16 protein-coding genes are annotated in these 18,177 nt (G+C 62.5%); 11 read left to right on the forward strand and 5 right to left on the reverse strand.

Annotated elements, in window-relative coordinates:
* Positions 1–29 precede the first annotated feature (29 nt).
* Positions 30–1,259, reverse strand: a complete 1,230-nt coding sequence (gene serA, locus U873_RS0125695; protein ID WP_025130971.1) for a phosphoglycerate dehydrogenase — start codon at positions 1,257–1,259, stop codon at positions 30–32.
* Between the two features lie 203 nt (positions 1,260–1,462).
* Between serA and U873_RS0125700 the strand changes: the two genes are divergently transcribed.
* From U873_RS0125700 to U873_RS0125715, 4 genes are all read left to right on the forward strand, one after another.
* Entirely contained in the window at positions 1,463–2,857 is a 1,395-nt protein-coding gene (locus U873_RS0125700) for an FAD-binding oxidoreductase (protein WP_025130972.1), read from the forward strand.
* A 44-nt stretch (positions 2,858–2,901) separates the two neighbouring features.
* A complete protein-coding gene (locus U873_RS0125705) occupies positions 2,902–3,567 on the forward strand; it encodes a fumarylacetoacetate hydrolase family protein (RefSeq protein WP_025130973.1) in 666 nt (221 codons plus the stop codon).
* Between the two features lie 163 nt (positions 3,568–3,730).
* Positions 3,731–4,663 (forward strand): SdiA-regulated domain-containing protein, encoded by a 933-nt coding sequence (locus U873_RS0125710; RefSeq protein ID WP_025130974.1) that lies wholly within the window; start codon positions 3,731–3,733, stop codon positions 4,661–4,663.
* 94 nt (positions 4,664–4,757) lie between these two features.
* Positions 4,758–5,660, forward strand: coding sequence for an SdiA-regulated domain-containing protein (locus U873_RS0125715; protein WP_025130975.1), 903 nt, complete (start codon positions 4,758–4,760; stop codon positions 5,658–5,660).
* Here the strand turns inward: U873_RS0125715 and U873_RS0125720 are convergent, their stop codons facing one another.
* Both U873_RS0125720 and rpiA read right to left on the reverse strand, forming a co-directional pair.
* Entirely contained in the window at positions 5,661–7,607 is a 1,947-nt protein-coding gene (locus U873_RS0125720) for an autotransporter domain-containing protein (protein ID WP_025130976.1), read from the reverse strand.
* Between the two features lie 348 nt (positions 7,608–7,955).
* Positions 7,956–8,627, reverse strand: coding sequence for a ribose-5-phosphate isomerase RpiA (gene rpiA, locus U873_RS0125725; protein WP_025130977.1), 672 nt, complete (start codon positions 8,625–8,627; stop codon positions 7,956–7,958).
* Positions 8,628–8,960: 333 nt separating this feature from the next.
* Between rpiA and ilvA the strand changes: the two genes are divergently transcribed.
* Genes ilvA through U873_RS0125745 form a run of 4 tightly spaced genes read left to right on the forward strand, consistent with a single transcriptional unit; the run spans position 8,961 to position 12,692 of the window.
* Complete coding sequence (ilvA, locus tag U873_RS0125730) at positions 8,961–10,475, forward strand: threonine ammonia-lyase, biosynthetic (protein ID WP_025130978.1); 1,515 nt, start codon at positions 8,961–8,963, stop codon at positions 10,473–10,475.
* Positions 10,476–10,516: 41 nt separating this feature from the next.
* Entirely contained in the window at positions 10,517–10,945 is a 429-nt protein-coding gene (locus U873_RS0125735) for a DUF2269 family protein (RefSeq protein ID WP_025130979.1), read from the forward strand.
* A gap of 26 nt (positions 10,946–10,971) precedes the next feature.
* A complete protein-coding gene (locus U873_RS0125740; protein ID WP_025130980.1) occupies positions 10,972–12,228 on the forward strand; it encodes an SDR family oxidoreductase in 1,257 nt (418 codons plus the stop codon).
* Positions 12,225–12,692 carry a DUF2269 domain-containing protein gene (locus U873_RS0125745; RefSeq protein WP_025130981.1) on the forward strand — a complete coding sequence of 156 codons (468 nt, stop codon included), beginning with the start codon at positions 12,225–12,227 and terminating at the stop codon, positions 12,690–12,692. Before U873_RS0125740 ends, U873_RS0125745 begins: the two co-directional genes overlap by 4 nt.
* 107 nt (positions 12,693–12,799) lie before the next feature.
* Here the strand turns inward: U873_RS0125745 and U873_RS0125750 are convergent, their stop codons facing one another.
* Positions 12,800–13,456 carry an HAD family phosphatase gene (locus U873_RS0125750; protein WP_025130982.1) on the reverse strand — a complete coding sequence of 219 codons (657 nt, stop codon included), beginning with the start codon at positions 13,454–13,456 and terminating at the stop codon, positions 12,800–12,802.
* 144 nt (positions 13,457–13,600) lie between these two features.
* On the opposite strand from U873_RS0125750, the gene U873_RS0125755 reads away from it, so the two are divergent.
* Complete coding sequence (locus tag U873_RS0125755; protein WP_011064073.1) at positions 13,601–14,080, forward strand: RNA pyrophosphohydrolase; 480 nt, start codon at positions 13,601–13,603, stop codon at positions 14,078–14,080.
* A gap of 22 nt (positions 14,081–14,102) precedes the next feature.
* Positions 14,103–16,382: a phosphoenolpyruvate--protein phosphotransferase gene (ptsP, locus tag U873_RS0125760; RefSeq protein WP_025130983.1), complete on the forward strand. Its 2,280-nt coding sequence runs from the start codon at positions 14,103–14,105 to the stop codon at positions 16,380–16,382.
* A 73-nt stretch (positions 16,383–16,455) separates the two neighbouring features.
* On the opposite strand, the gene U873_RS0125765 is transcribed toward ptsP, so the two are convergent.
* Complete coding sequence (locus U873_RS0125765; protein ID WP_025130984.1) at positions 16,456–17,202, reverse strand: NRDE family protein; 747 nt, start codon at positions 17,200–17,202, stop codon at positions 16,456–16,458.
* Positions 17,203–17,325: 123 nt separating this feature from the next.
* On the opposite strand from U873_RS0125765, the gene U873_RS0125770 reads away from it, so the two are divergent.
* On the forward strand, positions 17,326–18,108 hold the full coding sequence (locus tag U873_RS0125770; protein ID WP_025130985.1) for a sulfite exporter TauE/SafE family protein: 783 nt from the start codon (positions 17,326–17,328) through the stop codon (positions 18,106–18,108).
* Positions 18,109–18,177 lie beyond the last annotated feature (69 nt).

The following is an 18,177-nucleotide window of genomic DNA, read 5'->3' on the forward strand; positions in this document are numbered from 1 at the left end:
AGCTTGGAACTTGCCGCTGGTAGCTGCTTTTAGAACAGCACGCGGCAACGGATGGTGCCGTTGATGTGCTGCAGCTTCTCTTGCGCCAGGTCCGAGTACTCGGCGTCGACGTCGATCACCACGTAGCCGACCTTCTCGTTGGTCTGCAGGAACTGACCGGAGATGTTGATGCCGTTTTCGGCGAAGACCTTGTTGATCTCGCTCATCACGCCCGGGATGTTCTCGTGGATGTGCAGCAGACGGTGCTTGCCCGGGTGGGCCGGCAGCGCTACTTCCGGGAAGTTGACCGAGGACACCGAGGTACCGTTGTCGCTGTACTTGACCAGCTTCTCTGCCACTTCCAGGCCGATGTTGGCTTGGGCTTCAGCGGTGGAGCCGCCGATGTGCGGGGTCAGGATCACGTTGTCCAGGCCGCGCAGCGGGCTTTCGAACATTTCGTCGTTGGAGCGTGGCTCCACCGGGAACACGTCGATGGCGGCGCCGATCAGGTGCTTGTCCTTGATCGCGTCGGCCAGGGCGTCCAGCTCGACCACGGTGCCGCGGGCGGCGTTGATCAGGATCCCGCCCTTCTTGATGGCGCGGATCTCCTTCTCGCCGATCATCCACTGGGTGGCCGCGGTTTCCGGCACGTGCAGGGTGACGATATCGGACATGCCCAGCAGGTCGTGCAGGTTGCCTACCTGAGTGGCGTTGCCCAGGGGCAGCTTGGTCACGGTGTCATAGAAGAACACCTGCATGCCCAGGCCTTCGGCCAGGACAGACAGCTGGGTACCAATGGAGCCATAACCGACGATACCCAGCTTCTTGCCGCGGATTTCGAAGGAGTTGGCCGCGCTCTTGATCCAGCCGCCACGGTGGCAGGAAGCGTTTTTCTCGGGGATGCCGCGCAGCAGCAGGATGGCCTCGGCCAGCACCAGTTCGGCAACCGAACGGGTGTTGGAGTAAGGCGCGTTGAATACGGCGATGCCGCGTTCGCGAGCGGCGGACAGGTCAACCTGGTTGGTGCCGATGCAGAAGCAGCCCACTGCGACCAGTTTCTTCGCGTGGTCGAAGATCTCTTCGGTCAGTTGAGTGCGGGAGCGAATGCCGATGAAGTGTGCATCGGCGATCTTTTCCTTGAGCTGGGCTTCCGGCAGAGAACCGGTGAGGTACTCGATGCTGGTGTAGCCGGCGGCCTTGAGGACGTCGACAGCGGATTGGTGGACGCCTTCGAGGAGAAGGAACTTGATCTTGCTCTTATCGAGAGAAGTCTTGCTCATCTGCGTAAACCTGTGTCCCGGAGAAAAATGGCAGGGAAGTGGACAGCTTGAGCTGACCTGGGCGGCACTGGGCCGACACCGCAGAAGGCCCTTGGGCACTCTGCTGCGGGGGCGGTATGCTAGCATACGCGCCCCGCTAAACACTCATTCCTGCGACGTGAAGCGTTCTCAGGATGACCATGAATTGTTCGAGAGTTCTGTCGATGACCAATCCTGCCCTGATTGATGAGCTGAAGACCCTGGTTGAGCCTGGCAAGGTGCTGACCGACGCTGACTCCCTGAATGCTTACGGCAAGGATTGGACCAAGCATTTCGCTCCGGCCCCGACGGCCATCGTGTTTCCCAAGACCACCGAGCAGGTCCAGGCCATCGTGCGCTGGGCCAATCAGCACAAGGTTGCCCTGGTGCCTTCTGGCGGGCGCACCGGGCTCTCGGCTGCTGCCGTAGCGGCCAACGGCGAAGTGGTGGTGTCTTTCGACTACATGAATCAGATCCTCGACCTGAACCTGACCGATCGCACCGCTGTGTGCCAGCCGGGTGTGGTCACCGAGCAGTTGCAGAACCTGGCGGAAGACAACGGCTTGTACTACCCAGTGGATTTCGCCTCGGCAGGTTCCAGCCAGATTGGCGGCAACATCGGCACCAATGCCGGCGGAATCAAGGTCATTCGCTACGGCATGACCCGTAACTGGGTAGCCGGCATGAAAGTGGTCACCGGCAAGGGCGACCTGCTGGAACTGAACAAGGACCTGATCAAAAACGCCACCGGCTACGACCTGCGTCAGTTGTTCATTGGCGCGGAAGGCACCCTGGGCTTCGTGGTGGAAGCCACCATGCGCCTGGACCGGGCGCCGAAGAACCTGACGGCCATGGTCCTGGGGACCCCGGATTTCGATTCGATCATGCCGGTACTGCACGCGTTCCAGGGCAAGCTTGACCTCACGGCCTTCGAATTCTTCTCCGACAAGGCCCTGGCCAAGGTCCTGGCCCGCGGCGATGTCCCGGCGCCGTTCGAATCCGACTGCCCGTTCTATGCCCTGCTGGAGTTCGAAGCCACCACCGAGGAAGTGGCCAACCACGCCCTGGAAACCTTCGAGCACTGCGTCGAGCAGGGTTGGGTGCTGGACGGGGTGATGAGCCAGAGCGAGACCCAGTTGCAGAACCTGTGGAAGCTGCGCGAGTACATCTCCGAAACCATCTCCCACTGGACCCCTTACAAGAACGACATCTCGGTCACTGTCTCGAAAGTGCCGGCGTTCCTCGGGGAAATCGACGCGATTGTCGGCAAGCATTACCCGGATTTCGAAATCGTCTGGTTCGGCCACATCGGCGACGGCAACCTGCACCTGAACATCCTCAAGCCGGACAACCTGAGTAAGGACGAGTTCTTCGCCAAGTGCGCCACGGTCAACAAGTGGGTGTTCGAAACCGTCGAGAAGTACAACGGTTCGATTTCCGCCGAACATGGCGTGGGCATGACCAAGCGCGACTACCTGACCTACAGCCGCTCGCCAGTGGAGATCGAATACATGCAGGCGGTCAAGGCGGTGTTCGACCCCAACGGCATCATGAACCCGGGCAAGATCTTCGCTGTTTGAGCCCAAGCAGCGTCCTGATAAAGCAGACGAGCAGGAGTCGGTAAATGAGCTATCAGCACCAGTATGTCGACGGAACCCGGATTCATTTCCCGGTGGGCAAGGTGGTATGTATCGGTCGCAATTACGCCGAGCATGCCAAGGAGCTGGATAACCCAGTTCCTACCGAGCCTCTGCTGTTTATCAAGCCGGGCAGTTGCGTGGTGCCACTGGAAGGCGGTTTTGCCATTCCCACCGAGCGTGGCTCGGTGCACTACGAAGCCGAGATCGCGGTGCTGATCGGCAAGCCGCTGTCCACCAAGCCCAGCCGTGAAGAAGTGCTGGATGCCATTTCCGGTTTCGCCCCGGCGCTGGACCTGACCCTGCGCGACAAGCAGGCCGAGCTCAAGGCCAAGGGGCTGCCTTGGGAAATTGCCAAGTGTTTTGACGGCGCAGCGGTGATCGCGCCGTTCGTGGTGGGCAGCACCTTTGCCGATCTGACCGACATCGGCATTCGCCTGACCATCAATGGCGAAGTGCGCCAGGATGGCAACAGCAGCGTCATGCTCAACCCGATCGTGCCGATGATCCAGTACATGGCCGGCTGTTTCTCGCTGCAGGCCGGTGACGTGATCCTGACCGGTACCCCGGTCGGTGTCGGGCCGTTGAACGTCGGTGATGAGCTGGTGCTGGAGTTGCCGGGCGCCAGTCGTTTCACCAGCAGCGTCCGCTGATCCGAAACTTTTTGCGGGTGGCACGGGAATGCCGTGCGCCTCGCAGAAAGGGCGCTGCCTTTTACCGTTTTTTCACATATCTTCCGGATAATTCCCAAGTTTATGGTTCGCGAACCTGAAATTCGTGTGCTATTACCTATGGCCGATCTCTGGAACTCTTGTGATGGATGCCCCCCCTCTGTCTGACCCTCATGGTGTTCGCCGATTGCGTGTGCGGCTGTGCATGCGCTGGTATTCCTGGCTGTTGCTGGTGGGCGTGATCGCTTATGGCGTTGCCAGCATCATGCATTGGGATGACCGCGGCGCCCTCTGGGTGCAGGAGGGGTTCGTCGAGCCTGCCGAACGCAGCGCCAGTATCTGGCTGCCCGCCTACCGTGCGGTCATCGATGCCAAGGCATTGCCTGGCATGGAGCGCGATGAGGCTTCCGACCTGGCCTATAGCCCGCAAACCAAGACCCTGTTCTCGGTCATGGGCAAGCACCCGTTCCTGGCCGAGCTGACGCTGCAAGGCGACGTCCTGCGCAAAATCCCTCTGGTGGGCTGGAGCAACCCGGAAGGGGTGGCGGTCATGGAAAACGGCCTGTTGGCGATTGTTGACGAGCGCCAGCATTCGCTGGTGATCGTCAAGGTCGACGCTGCCACCAAGGAGCTGAATATCGCCGACTTCCCGAGCTACGACCTGGGCCCTTCTGCAGACCAGAACAAGGCGTTCGAAGCGATCGCCTGGAATCCGCGCAAGCAGCAGCTGTTGCTGGGTGAGGAGCGTCCTCCAGCGCTGTTCACCTGGAGCAGCGATGGCAGCCAGGTCCTCAAGGGCGACAAGCAGAAGCTGCCCAGCGACGAACTGGACCTGCGCAACCTGTCTGCCCTGGGCATCGATCCACGTACAGGCCATACCCTGGTGCTGTCGGCCGACTCCCATTTGCTGCTGGAGCTGGACGAGGCGGGCGAGCAGGTCAGCTTCATGGCGCTGCTCGGTGGTTTCAACGGCCTGAAAAGCACCATTCCCCGCGCCGAGGGCGTGGCCATGGACGAGGCCGGCAACCTGTACATCGTCAGCGAGCCCAACCTGTTCTATCGCTTCGAAAAGCAATAAGCCTTCCGATTCCGGCCTGTACCCGGCCGATTAAGTTTGAATTCAGTCAGCTGTGATATTTCATCAGCCTGTCCTGAATTCGAGCTTTTCGACCATGTACCGCCTGACCCGTCTGCACCCTGCCTTCCTGATCCTTGGCCTGCTGGTCGTCCTGCTGGCGGTCTTGGCCCACAATCACCGCCTGTGGCAGCGGGCCTGGTTTGACTGGCAGTCCCTCTGGCAGGCCGCCGACCCTCAGTCGCTGGGGCTTGGCGACTATCGTGCGAGTCTCCAGGCGCAGCCTATCCAGGGGCTCGACGAAGTCTCGGCCTTGACCTACGACCCACTGCGCAAGAGCCTGTTCACCGTCACCAACAAGAACTCCGAACTGATCGAGCTCTCCCTGGATGGGCAGATCCTGCGCCGTATCGATCTGCTGGGGTTCGGCGATCCCGAGGCGGTGGAGTTCATCAGTGCCGACACCTATGTGATCAGCGACGAGCGCCAGCATCGGCTGATCAAGATCCAGTTGCGCGACGACACCACTTTTATCGATGCCGCGGATGCCGAACAGATCAGCCTGGGTGTTCATATGAGTGGTAACAAGGGATTCGAAGGGCTGGCCTATGATGCCTCGGGCAAGCGTCTGTTCGTGGCCAAGGAGCGGGATCCCATGCTGATTTACGAGGTCCACGGGTTTCCCCATTTCAAACCGGAAAAAAACTACTCGGTGCACGTCATCAACAACCCCAAGCGCGATGCCGGGCTGTTTGTGCGTGATCTGTCTAGCCTGCAATACGACGAGCGCAGCGGCCACTTGCTGGCGCTGTCCGATGAGTCGTTTCTGGTGCTGGAGCTGGACATCGACGGCCGCCCGCTGAGCAGTCTCTCGCTGCTCGGCGGGCGCCATGGCCTGAAAAATCGTGTCCCTCAGGCGGAAGGGATCGCCATGGATGACGAAGGCTCGCTGTATCTGGTCAGCGAGCCGAACCTGTTCTATGTGTTCAAGAAGCCCTGATCAGAACATCCACTGCACGCCCAGTGAATAGCCGGTCTGGCTCCCTTCGGCATGCCCAAGGCGGCTGTTGACCTCGGCGTACATGCCCAGTTGTGGGGTGATCGCCAACTGGCTGCCGACTTGCGCGCGGCCAAAGCTCTTGTCTACTGAACCCAGTTTGGCCGTGCGCGCCTGGCCATCGGCGCGGGCGGTTAATTGCAGGTCATCGAGGCGGCCGTCGGCCAGTTCCTTGACCCAGGCGATGTCGCCGTAAGGCAGAAGGCTCAAGCCGTAGGGCAGGGCAACGGCGCCGCGCACGCGCCAGCCAAGGCTGGCTTCCAGGGAGTCGAAAGACTGCTCTTGGTACTCCAGCGCGGTGCGCAGATCCTGTTTCTCATGGAATTTGTCGATACGGTAATGGGTGTAGTCCAGGCCGGCGAATGGCCCGCTTTTGATGGCGCCGAAGTCGAAGTCATAACCGCCCAGTACGCGCGCGCCCAAGGACAGCGCGTCGGTGTTGCCGCTCAGTTGCTGGTTGAGCAGGATCGGGCCGCCACTGGCCTGGATCAGCAGGTTGCGCTTGGCATCAAAGCGTGTGCGGCCGACGTTCAAGTCGCCGGCCAGCCAGCTCGGTCCGCCATCATTGAGCAAGGCGTAGACCGCCGCCTGCCAGGTGTCGCTGTCCAGTTTGCCGCGGTGCTCCAGCTTGTCGCGACTATTGAGGTAGCTGAGGCTGGCGCCGATGTTCAGGTTGGAGCTCAGCTGGTAGTCGCCCAGGGCATGTACGCCCAGGCGCCGGGCGTCACGGTTGAGCGGGCTGTCGAAGCCGCTGTCTGGGGTGTATTCGCCGTCCACGCCCACTTCGCCATCGAAGCTGCCGACCTCGCGGCTGGCCGCCTGAAGCGTGAGCCAGCGCCGATCATGCAGGCGCACCATGGCTTGGTGCTGGCGTTGCAGATTGTCTTGCATGTTGCGCGCAACGGCACCGCCGGAGGCCGTTGAGGCCATCAGGTCGGCGTTGGTCAGCTCGAGCACCAGGCGGCTGAGCAGGCGCGAATAGTCGCGCAGGCGCTGGTTGATGCGTTCCTGGCCGAAGGCATCGGTGAGCACGGCTTTGTTGTCCTCTGCCGGGTCGTGCCAGGTCGAGCCGCCAGGGATTTTCGGGTTGTTGGTCTGGGTGTAGCCGTCCAGGGCGCCCAGCTCCCAGTTGGTGGCTTCTATATACAGAATCGGGATGTTCAGCGGCTCGAAAGGCTCGCCATCACTGCAGCAGCCGGTGCCTTTGGGGTATTGCGGGTCCAGGCCGGGATTGGTGAACAGCGGAATGTTCAATTCCTTGGCAATCTGGAAAGTGTGTTCGCGCAATGACGCCAAGGCCGGGTTGGCGGTGCTGTTCTGGCCGGCGTGGGCGTACATCATGTCGCCGGTGATCAGGCTGTCGAGGTTGATCATCGCCAGCATGTTGGCCCGTTGGCTGGCGCTCAGTGAGTCGACAAAGGCTTTGGAGCCGCGCAGGCCTTCCTCTTCGGCGCCGAAGCCGACAATCTGCAGGCCGTTTTCCAATTGCAAGCCGCCAAGGTTCTTCGCCACCTCGGTCAGCACGCTGGCGCCAGAGCCGTTGTCGTCCAGGCCTTGCAAGGTAGGGCGGCCAAAGTAGGTGTCGAAATGCGCACCGATCACCACGTATTGCGGCTTGGTGCCGGCGGCGTAGGCCACCACGTTCTGCGAGGCGCGACTGCCGTTGTTCCAAGTGAAGTTCTGGCGGCTGATGCTATAGGCCGAGCCCATCTGGCTTTGCATCCAGTCTGCCGCGCCGATGAAATTGGCGGTGCCGCGATACCGGCCGGGGTAGTCGTTGATCAACTTTTCCAGGGTGGTATTGGCGTGCTGGCCGTAATCGTAGGCCTGGGTTTGCGTTGCCAGCAGGCTGCCGATAACGCTGATTGCGAGGGCGAGGGGCTTTATCACAAAGTCTTCCTTGAGCTGAGAAGGAGGGGTTAAGCCCAGACCCTTTGCACGATGCGCGCCTCATTCCCTGGGCGATTGCGAAGTGGCGCATTGTTAAACGCGTGGGTCGCCTGGCTGTAATTTGTAACGGATTTGATACCAATGAAGGCGTGGGATGCCGTGACTCAGTGCACGGTTTTGGAGAGGCATGCTGCGAAAAGTAGCGTTTTTGTTACACGGATCGGGTGAGCGAGCAGGATTGAATGTGGGAGCGGACCTGCCTGCGATGGCGCCACCTCGGTGCTACTGACACACCGATTCGTTTGCATCGCAGGCAAGCCAGCTCCTGCATGAAGCTGGCCGTGCGCTTTAGGCGTTGAGGGTTTTCACCCCTTCCGAAGTCCCCAGCAACAGTACGTCTGCCGGGCGCGCGGCGAACAGGCCATTGGTGACCACGCCGACAATGGCGTTGATCTGGCTTTCCAGCTCCACCGGGTTGGTGATCTGCATGTTGTGCACGTCGAGGATGATGTTGCCGTTATCGGTCAGCACGCCTTCGCGGTACACCGGATCACCGCCCAGCTTCACCAGTTCCCGGGCTACGTGGCTGCGGGCCATGGGGATCACTTCCACAGGCAGCGGGAAGTTGCCCAGTACCGGCACCAGCTTGCTGGCGTCGGCGATGCAGATGAAGGTCTTGGCCACGGCGGCAACGATCTTCTCGCGGGTCAGGGCAGCGCCACCGCCCTTGATCAGGTTCAGGTGCTCGTCGCTTTCGTCGGCGCCGTCGATGTAGAACTCCAGGTCGCTGACGGTGTTCAGTTCATACACCGGAATCCCGTGGCCCTTGAGGCGCGCGGCGGTGGCTTCGGAGCTGGCCACGGCGCCGTCGAAGGCGCCCTTGTGCAGGGCCAGGGCATCGATGAAGCAGTTGGCGGTGGAGCCGGTGCCGACCCCGACGATGCTCTTGTCGTCGAGTTGCGGGAGGATAAGGTCGACGGCGGCCTGGGCGACAGCCTGTTTGAGTTGATCCTGGGTCATGCGGGCTCCGAAGCGGGCAAGGGGGGCACAAAGGCCGGCATTATAGGCGCCGGCGCAGGTCAGGTCATTGCCCGTTTGGCTAATCGGCCAGGGTCGGCGGTGGTGATCGGGGTGGGTTGCTGGCGCCGAAGGGCGAAGCGTTCCCGGGTTGTTGCAAGCCAGCCGTGAGGGTGGAGGCCGCGAGGGTTTTGCTGTCGAGCGCGAGCACGCCTGCTCTGCATCATCAGCGGGGGCAGGGCGGCGGGCTTAAAACCTCTGTTTTCGTGTGGTCGCCCGGCTGAACGCTGGGTTAGACTCCTGGGCCCTGCCCAACCCGCTCAGTGATGCTTTCCGATGCTCGAACAGTACGTCAAGAAGATCCTCACCTCGCGCGTTTACGACGTTGCCGTAGAAACCCCATTGCAGACTGCCCGCCAGCTCTCCGAGCGGCTGGGCAACAAGATCTGGCTCAAGCGCGAAGACTTGCAGCCGGTGTTCTCGTTCAAGATCCGTGGTGCCTACAACAAGTTGACCCAGCTCAGCGAGGCCGAGCGCGCCCGTGGCGTGGTTACTGCCTCGGCGGGCAACCATGCTCAGGGCCTGGCGCTGGCCGCCAAGGTGCTGGGGGTCAAGGCGACCATCGTGATGCCCAAGACCACGCCGGAAATCAAGGTCGAAGGCGTGCGTTCTCGCGGTGGCAAGGTGGTGCTGCACGGTGACAGCTTCCCGGAAGCACTGGCCTATTCGCTCAAGCTGGTGGACGAGAAAGGCTACGTCTACATCCATCCCTACGACGATCCCCATACCATTGCCGGGCAGGGCACCGTGGCCATGGAGATCCTGCGTCAGCACCCGGGCCCGCTGGACGCGATTTTCGTTCCGGTCGGCGGCGGCGGGCTGATTGCCGGCATCGCGGCCTATGTGAAGTACCTGCGTCCCGAGATCAGGATCATCGGTGTCGAGCCGGATGATTCCAATTGCCTGCAAGCCGCCATGGCTGCTGGCGAGCGGGTGGTATTGCCGACCGTGGGAATCTTCGCCGACGGCGTGGCGGTGGCACAGATCGGCCAGCACACCTTCGACATCTGCAAGGATTACGTCGATGAAGTGATCACCGTCAGTACTGACGAGATCTGCGCGGCGATCAAGGATATCTACGACGATACCCGCTCGATCACCGAACCTGCCGGTGCTCTGGGCGTGGCTGGGATCAAGAAATACGTCGAGCAGCGCGGCGTCAGCGGCCAGGTCCTGGTGGCCATCGACTCCGGCGCCAACGTCAACTTCGACCGCCTGCGCCATGTGGCCGAGCGCGCCGAGCTGGGTGAAGGCCGCGAAGCCATCATCGCCGTGACCATTCCCGAGAAGCCGGGCAGCTTCAAGGCCTTCTGCGAGGCGGTGGGCAAGCGCCAGATCACCGAGTTCAACTACCGCTACAACACCGGCAGCGAGGCGCACATCTTTGTTGGCGTGCAGACCCACCCGGAAAACGATCCTCGCAGCGCCCTGATCGCCAGCCTGAGCGAGCAAGGCTTCCCGGTGATCGACCTGACCGACAACGAACTGGCCAAGCTGCACATCCGCTACATGGTCGGCGGCCATGCCGAGAAGGTCAGCGACGAAGTGGTGCTGCGTTTCGAGTTCCCGGAGCGTCCGGGGGCGCTGTTCAACTTCCTCAACAAGCTGGGCGGGCGCTGGAACATCTCGATGTTCCACTACCGCAACCATGGTGCGGCGGACGGCCGCGTGGTGGCGGGCCTGCAAGTACCGGCCGACGAGCGCCACCTGGTGCCGGCGGCCCTGGAGCAGATCGGTTATCCGTACTGGGATGAAAGCGACAACCCGGCGTACCAGCTGTTCCTTGGCTGAACGACTACGCTGAGGATCGGAGCCTTTAAGGAAGCGATGACATGGAAACACTGACCACGCTGAAGACGCTTCATGTGCTGGCTACCGTGCTGCTGCTGGGCAGTGCGCTGGGTCTGGCGATCTGGGTCTGGCGCCTGCGCCGCCAGGGCGACGCCACCGTTTATACCCGGGTGCTGCAGCGTCCGGGGCTGTTCGGCTGGTTGCTGCTGGCGCTGGGGTTGCTGGCTCTGCCTTTTACCGGGTGGTGGCTGGTGCACCTGATCGGCTGGCCCTTGGGGCAGACCTGGGTCCTGGGTTCCAGCGTGCTCTATACCTTGGGCGCACTGGCGTGGCTGTGGCTGATGGTGCGGCTCAACCGCCTGCGGCTGGCCAAGGTTGCCAGTGGCCTGACCTTCACTCTGGTGCTGGCGGTCTTCAGTGCCGTGTGTTTTGTCGCCATCGCCGGCCTCATGGGTGCCAAGCCGGTCTGATTCCGGTGTAAGCCTTAAGGATTGCCATGAAGGTTGTTCTGGTGGGGGCCACGGGATTTATCGGCCGTCATCTGCTGGCGGCGTTGCATGCCGCCGGCCATCAATTGATCGCTACCAGCCGTTATCCACAGCCGCGGAGCCTGCCCGGGGTGGAGTGGCGACAATTGGATCTCGATCACCTGGGCCGCGAGTCCCGGCCCTTTGTCCTGCCTGCCGATACCGATCTGCTGATCAATGCCGTCGGCCTCTTGAGCAGTGATGCCCAGGCATTGGCCCGGACTCAGGACCAGGGCACTCGGGCGCTGTTCGATCTGGCGGCGGCCCAGGGTGTGCGGGTGCTGCAGATTTCCGCGCTGGGCGCCGGGGCACAGCCCCATGTACCGTTTCTGGCCAGCAAGGCTGCGGCGGATGAATACCTGCTGCGCCTGGCTATCCCGGCGGTGGTGTTGCGGCCATCCCTGGTACTGGGTGCCGGCGGGGCCAGCAGTCGCTGGCTGGCGCGGCTGTCGCCCTGGCCGCTGATCCCGCTGTTGTCGTCCCGGGCGCAGTTGCAGCCCTTGCATGTGGATGACCTGAGCGCCGCGGTACTGGCGCTGCTCAGGCACTGGCCCGAAGCATCCATGGTGTTGCCGTTGGTGGGCCCCGAGCGGATCACCCTGGCCCAGTTGCTCGATCTCCTGCGGGCGGCCCAGGGCTGGGCTCCAGCGCGTTATTTCCAGCCGCCGTCGATGATCCTGACAATGCTCGCCGGCCTGGGTGATCGCCTGGGCTGGCGGGCCTTGAACCGCCAAAGCTTGAGCATGGCTCGCACCGATAACCTGGCGGATTCCGAGGTCCTGGCGTCGGTCTGTGGTTACCACGCGGCGCCCCTGGCGGCGCGCCTGAATGATTGGCCGCAGGCCGGGCAAAGCACGCAACTGACTCTGCGTCCCTTGTTGCTGGCGGTGCTGGTGCTGATCTGGCTGGGGACGGCGGCGGTGTGCATCGGTCCCGGTTATGACTGGGGCCTGCGGATCATGGCCGAAGCCGGTGTGCGCGGCGCCTGGGCGACACTGGCAGTGGTCGGTGGCTCGCTCTGCGACGCCGTGCTGGGCGCCGGCCTGCTGCTGCGGCGCTGGCGCCGGCGAGCCCTGCAGGCGCAGTTGCTGCTGATGTTCGGCTACACCCTGATCATCAGCCTGATCCTGCCGCATTTCTGGTTTGACCCTTATGCCGCCGTGGCCAAGAACCTGGTGCTGATGGTGGCGACCCTTTGGCTGTTGTGGACCGAACCCCGCCGATGAGCGCTTATCTGCTGTTGAAAACCCTGCACATCCTGTCGTCGACGATTCTTTTCGGCCTGGGCGCCGGTTCTGCCTATTACGCGTTACGGGCCTGGCGCGGCGGCAAGGTGCAAGTGATCGCCGTGACTTTCAGGCACCTGGTATTCGCCGACTGGGCCTTCACCGCCACCACGGCGGTATTCCAGCCCTTGAGTGGCTTGGGGCTGGTGCACCTGGCTGGCTGGCCGATCCAGCAGGCCTGGCTGATGTGGAGCCTGGGGCTGTATGTACTGGCGGGGCTGTGCTGGCTACCGGTGGTCTGGTTGCAGATCCGGGTGCACAAGATGGCCGAACAGGCGCTGTGCGATGGCACGCCGATGCCGCTCAAGGCCAGCCTTTATATGCGCTGGTGGTTTGCCTTGGGCTGGCCGGCGTTTCTGGCCTTCATGGTGATTTTCTACTTGATGGTGGCCAAGCCGGCCTGAAGGCCTGTCGCCGCTGCCCGGGGCACGAGCCAGCCCCAGGCGCGCAAGCCCTGGCCGCGGTAAGCGGTCTTGGGCTTGCGCGGCTTTCAGTGGCGGTGACGGCGATTTCAGTCACGCAAGCTGATGACCTGCCAGCCGCGCTTCTCGGCTTCGGCCCGCAGGTTCGGGTCGGGATCGACAGCCACCGCAGTGGTCACTTGCTCCAGCAGCGGCAAGTCGTTCATCGAGTCGCTGTAGAAGTGGCTGCCCTCGAGGCTGTAGCCGGTTTCTTCCAGCCAGCGGTTCAGGCGCGTGACCTTGCCCTCGCGAAAGCACGGTACGTCGGTGCTGCGCCCGGTGTAGCGGCCGTCCTGCATTTCGCATTCGGTGGCGATCAGGGTTTCAACCCCCAGGCGCTCGGCGATAGGGGCGGTGACGAAGCGGTTGGTGGCGGTGATGATCACCAGCTTGTCGCCGGCGTCCCGGTGCCTGGCCAGTAGCGCCAGGGCCTTGGGCAGGACGATGGGCTCGATGCAGTCGCGCATGAAGTCGCGGTGCCATTGTTCGAGCACGGCCATCTCGGTGCGGCCGAGGATTTCCAGGCAGAAGTTCAGGTACGCGGCGTTGTCCAGCTTGCCGGCCAGGTAGTCCTGGTAGAACTCGTCGTTACGGGTCTTGTAGGCGATCGGGTCGAGGAAGCCTTTCTCGCACAGGTAATCGCCCCAGGCGTGGTCGCTGTCGCCGCCCAGAAGGGTGTTGTCCAAGTCGAATAAAGCCAGACGCATTGCAGTTACTCACTGAAAAGTCGCTGAAAAAGGTGCCCAGAATACGGTCTTTTCACAAGAGTGCACATAAGGTAAGCAGCCTCGTTGCTGCATTCCCAAGCTTTGTGGAACAATGCGGCGACATGCGTTTGCGAGGTTGTAGCCGTGATCGACCCCGATGGTTTCCGCCCCAATGTCGGGATCATTCTGACCAATGATGCCGGACAGGTGCTATGGGCTCGCCGTATCAATCAGGACGCCTGGCAGTTTCCTCAAGGGGGCATCAACCCCGACGAGACGCCGGAAGACGCCTTGTACCGCGAGTTGAACGAAGAAGTGGGCCTGGAGCGCGAAGATGTGCAAATTCTCGCCTGCACCCGGGGCTGGTTGCGCTATCGTTTGCCGCAACGTCTGGTCAGGACCCACAGCCAGCCGCTGTGCATTGGCCAGAAACAGAAATGGTTTCTCCTGCGCCTGATTTCCAACGAACAGCGGGTGCGGATGGATTTGACCGGTAAACCGGAGTTCGATGGCTGGCGCTGGGTCAGTTATTGGTATCCGTTGGGCCAGGTGGTGACATTCAAGCGCGAAGTGTATCGCCGCGCTCTCAAAGAGCTTGCCCCGCGCCTTTTAGTGCGCGACTGACGACGGAGTTCGACCCCGAGCCATGCTCAATACGCTGCGCAAGATCGTCCAGGAAGTTAACTCCGCCAAGGATCTCAAGGCGGCGTTGGGGATTATTGTATTGCGCGTCAAAGAGGCCATGGGCAGCCAGGTCTGCTCGGTCTACCTGCTGGACCCGGAAACCAACCGTTTCGTGCTGATGGCCACCGAGGGCTTGAACAAGCGCTCCATCGGCAAGGTCAGCATGGCCCCCAACGAAGGCCTGGTGGGCCTGGTGGGCACTCGGGAAGAACCCCTCAACCTGGAAAACGCCGCCGATCACCCGCGCTACCGCTACTTCGCCGAAACCGGTGAAGAGCGATATGCCTCGTTCCTCGGCGCGCCGATCATTCACCACCGCCGGGTGGTGGGTGTGCTGGTCATCCAGCAAAAGGAGCGTCGCCAGTTCGACGAAGGCGAAGAAGCCTTCCTGGTGACCATGAGCGCGCAGCTGGCCGGGGTTATCGCCCATGCCGAAGCCACGGGCTCGATCCGTGGCCTGGGCCGCCAGGGCAAGGGCATCCAGGAAGCCAAGTTCGTCGGCGTACCGGGCTCCCCCGGCGCGGCGGTGGGCAGCGCGGTGGTGATGCTGCCGCCGGCCGACTTGGATGTAGTGCCGGACAAGCACATCACTGACATCGATGCCGAACTGACTCTGTTCAAGAGCGCCCTGGAAGGGGTGCGTGCGGACATGCGTGCGCTGTCGGAAAAACTCGCCACCCAGTTGCGCCCCGAAGAGCGCGCCTTGTTCGACGTCTACCTGATGATGCTCGACGACGCTTCCCTGGGCAGCGAAGTGAAGACCGTGATCAAGACCGGGCAATGGGCCCAGGGCGCGCTGCGCCAGGTGGTCACCGATCACGTCAACCGTTTTGAACTGATGGACGATGCCTACCTGCGCGAGCGGGCCTCGGACGTCAAGGACCTGGGGCGCCGGCTCCTGGCCTACTTGCAGGAGGAGCGCCAGCAGACCCTGGTCTACCCCGACAACACCATCCTGGTCAGCGAAGAGCTGACCCCGGCCATGCTCGGCGAAGTGCCGGAAGGCAAGCTGGTGGGGCTGGTGTCGGTGCTGGGTTCGGGCAACTCCCACGTGGCGATCCTGGCGCGGGCCATGGGTATCCCGACGGTGATGGGCCTGGTGGACCTGCCGTACTCCAAGGTCGACGGTATCCAGATGATCGTCGATGGTTACCACGGCGAGGTCTACACCAACCCCAGCGATGTGCTGCGCAAGCAGTTCGCCGATGTGGTGGCGGAAGAGCGGCAACTGGCCCAGGGCCTGGACGCTCTGCGCGATCTGCCCTGCATCACCCCTGATGGCCATCGCATGCCGCTGTGGGTCAACACCGGCCTGCTGGCCGATGTGGCCCGGGCGCAGAAGCGCGGCGCCGAGGGTGTCGGCCTGTATCGCACCGAAGTGCCCTTCATGATCAACCAGCGCTTCCCCAGCGAGAAGGAACAGCTGGCGATCTACCGCGAACAATTGGCGGCCTTCCACCCGCAACCGGTGACCATGCGCAGCCTGGACATTGGTGGCGACAAATCGCTGTCGTATTTCCCGATCAAGGAAGACAACCCCTTCCTCGGCTGGCGCGGCATCCGCGTGACCCTCGACCATCCGGAAATCTTCCTGGTGCAGGCCCGAGCCATGCTCAAGGCCAGCGAGGGCCTGAACAACCTGCGGATTTTGCTGCCGATGATTTCCGGCATCCACGAACTGGAAGAAGCGTTGCACCTGATCCACCGTGCCTGGGGCGAGGTGCGTGACGAAGGCACCGACGTACCGATGCCACCAGTTGGGGTGATGATCGAAATTCCTGCTGCGGTGTACCAGACCAAGGAACTGGCGCGCCAGGTGGACTTCCTCTCGGTGGGCTCCAACGACCTGACCCAGTACCTGTTGGCGGTGGACCGCAACAACCCGCGGGTTGCCGACCTCTACGACTACCTGCACCCGGCGGTGCTGCAAGCCTTGCAGACCGTGGTCCGCGATGCTCATGCCGAAGGCAAGCCCGTGAGCATCTGTGGCGAAATGGCCGGTGATCCGGCGGCGGCAGTGCTGCTGATGGCCATGGGTTTTGACAGCCTGTCGATGAACGCCACCAACTTGCCGAAAGTGAAGTGGATGCTGCGTCAGGTCAGCATGACCAAGGCCAAGGAGCTGCTGGCAGAAATGATGACCATCGACAACCCGCAAGTTATCCACAGCTCGCTGCAACTGGCGCTGAAGAAACTCGGATTGGCGCGGATGATCAACCCGGCGTCAAGCAAGACCCTGTAATCGAGGTGTCTTCTTCGCCGGCAAGCCGGCTCCTACAAAGGCCTGTGTAGGAGCCGGCTTGCCGGCGAACGCTTCAAACCCTCAGCTCGACCTCTCCCAGATGCCCGCCATACGGGCCGAAACTGCGCTCCAGCAGATGCCGTGAACCGTCGGCGTTGACGATCAATGCCGTGCTTGCTCGGGTGCCGTAGCTGGGGCTGGCGATGAACACGCTGGACAGCAGGTTTTCCGTGGCCAGCCCGACTCCGGTATCGGGCAGCTCGGCATATGGCGCGGTCTGCGGGTCGCTCAACAGCGCCAGCAGGGCCTCGGGCCGGGGATCATGCAGCACCGCTTGCAGCGCAGCCCTGGCCTTGAGCAGCTTGGGCCAGGGCGTATCCAGCCCGGCGTTGGACAAACCGTAGACACCGGCTGCAAGGCGCTGGGGCTCAACGGCCTGGGCGTTGTAGTGCCACAGCTGGTCCGTGGTCCCCAGCAGCAGGTTGAACCCGGCGTACTCCACCGAGCGTCCCACCACATCGTGCAGATAGTCTTCCAGGGGAGTGCTGCCGGCGAGAAAGCGCGCCACCAACTCGCCGCGGGAGCGTCGCGCCGGGGGCTGGTGGGGGTTTCGGATATTGGTCAGGGCGGCGAAGCGGCCATCGGCCCCCACGCCGAGCCAGGTGCCACCGGCCTCCAGATCGCGGCCGGCGTGGATCTGTGGCGATTCCGGCCATTGTGCCAGCGGCAGGCTGGGCCGGGCATAGAACTCATCACGGTTGGCCGCGACGATCAACGGCTGCGGATGACCCGGTCGCCAGGCGAAAACGATCAAGCACATGAAGGTGGCCCCCTGTGTGTTTTGGCTCACTTTACCCACAGAACCGATGGGTATCCATCGCCATTCAGTGGAGTCCAAGGCGGCGCATCCGTTACCATGCCGGTCTATTTTTCGGATGCTCCCATGGAATTTCTGCTCTATCTGCTGTTGGGCGCCTGTGCCGGGGTGCTGGCCGGGCTGTTCGGTGTGGGCGGCGGGATCATCATTGTCCCGGTGCTGGTATTCAGTTTCACCCTGCAGGGGTTCGATGCCTCGATACTGACTCACCTGGCGGTCGGTACGTCGCTGGCCAGCATCATCTTCACCTCGATCAACTCCGTACGCGAACACCATCGCCGTGGTGCGGTGCGCTGGCCGATCTTTGCCTGGATGACGCTTGGCATCTTGCTGGGGGCCGGGTTCGGAGCGCTGACCGCCGAGGCCATTTCCGGCCCGCACTTGCAGAAGATCATTGGCGTCTTCGCCTTGGTGATCGCTCTGCAAATGACCCTGGAGCTCAAGCCCAAGGCCAGTCGCCAGGTGCCCGGAAAACTGGGCTTGGCCGCGGTCGGCAGTGTGATCGGCTGGGCTTCGGCGATTTTCGGTGTGGGTGGCGGCTCGCTGACGGTGCCGTTCCTCACCTGGCGCAGCGTGCCGATGCAGCAGGCCGTGGCCACGTCCTCGGCCTGTGGTTTGCCCATTGCCCTGGCCAGCGCCTTAAGTTTCATGATTCTGGGCTGGCATGATCCGCTGCTCCCGGCCCATAGTCTGGGTTTCATTTATCTGCCGGCGCTGTTGGGCATCGCCCTGACCAGCATGGTGTTTGCCCGTATTGGCGCGCGCCTGGCCCATAGGCTGTCGCCGCGTTTGTTGAAGAGGCTGTTTGCCGCACTGCTGTTCTGTGTGGGGCTCAGTTTCCTGTTCTGAGTGCTGCCGCAATCCTGGCTTAATCCTGGCGTGACAGGTTTGCCCGGGAATTTAGAGTTCTAACCCTTA

Source organism: Pseudomonas sp. PH1b (genome assembly GCF_000633395.1).
Classification (GTDB): domain Bacteria; phylum Pseudomonadota; class Gammaproteobacteria; order Pseudomonadales; family Pseudomonadaceae; genus Aquipseudomonas.

What these genes read in the sequence shown, in the direction of transcription:
- serA (WP_025130971.1), bottom strand. Translation starts at nt 1,259, where the DNA reads ATGAGCAAGACTTCTCTCGATAAGAGCAAGATCAAGTTCCTTCTCCTC.
- U873_RS0125700 (WP_025130972.1), top strand. Translation starts at nt 1,463, where the DNA reads ATGACCAATCCTGCCCTGATTGATGAGCTGAAGACCCTGGTTGAGCCT.
- U873_RS0125705 (WP_025130973.1), top strand. Translation starts at nt 2,902, where the DNA reads ATGAGCTATCAGCACCAGTATGTCGACGGAACCCGGATTCATTTCCCG.
- U873_RS0125710 (WP_025130974.1), top strand. Translation starts at nt 3,731, where the DNA reads ATGGATGCCCCCCCTCTGTCTGACCCTCATGGTGTTCGCCGATTGCGT.
- U873_RS0125715 (WP_025130975.1), top strand. Translation starts at nt 4,758, where the DNA reads ATGTACCGCCTGACCCGTCTGCACCCTGCCTTCCTGATCCTTGGCCTG.
- rpiA (WP_025130977.1), bottom strand. Translation starts at nt 8,627, where the DNA reads ATGACCCAGGATCAACTCAAACAGGCTGTCGCCCAGGCCGCCGTCGAC.
- ilvA (WP_025130978.1), top strand. Translation starts at nt 8,961, where the DNA reads ATGCTCGAACAGTACGTCAAGAAGATCCTCACCTCGCGCGTTTACGAC.
- U873_RS0125735 (WP_025130979.1), top strand. Translation starts at nt 10,517, where the DNA reads ATGGAAACACTGACCACGCTGAAGACGCTTCATGTGCTGGCTACCGTG.
- U873_RS0125740 (WP_025130980.1), top strand. Translation starts at nt 10,972, where the DNA reads ATGAAGGTTGTTCTGGTGGGGGCCACGGGATTTATCGGCCGTCATCTG.
- U873_RS0125745 (WP_025130981.1), top strand. Translation starts at nt 12,225, where the DNA reads ATGAGCGCTTATCTGCTGTTGAAAACCCTGCACATCCTGTCGTCGACG.
- U873_RS0125750 (WP_025130982.1), bottom strand. Translation starts at nt 13,456, where the DNA reads ATGCGTCTGGCTTTATTCGACTTGGACAACACCCTTCTGGGCGGCGAC.
- ptsP (WP_025130983.1), top strand. Translation starts at nt 14,103, where the DNA reads ATGCTCAATACGCTGCGCAAGATCGTCCAGGAAGTTAACTCCGCCAAG.
- U873_RS0125765 (WP_025130984.1), bottom strand. Translation starts at nt 17,202, where the DNA reads ATGTGCTTGATCGTTTTCGCCTGGCGACCGGGTCATCCGCAGCCGTTG.
- U873_RS0125770 (WP_025130985.1), top strand. Translation starts at nt 17,326, where the DNA reads ATGGAATTTCTGCTCTATCTGCTGTTGGGCGCCTGTGCCGGGGTGCTG.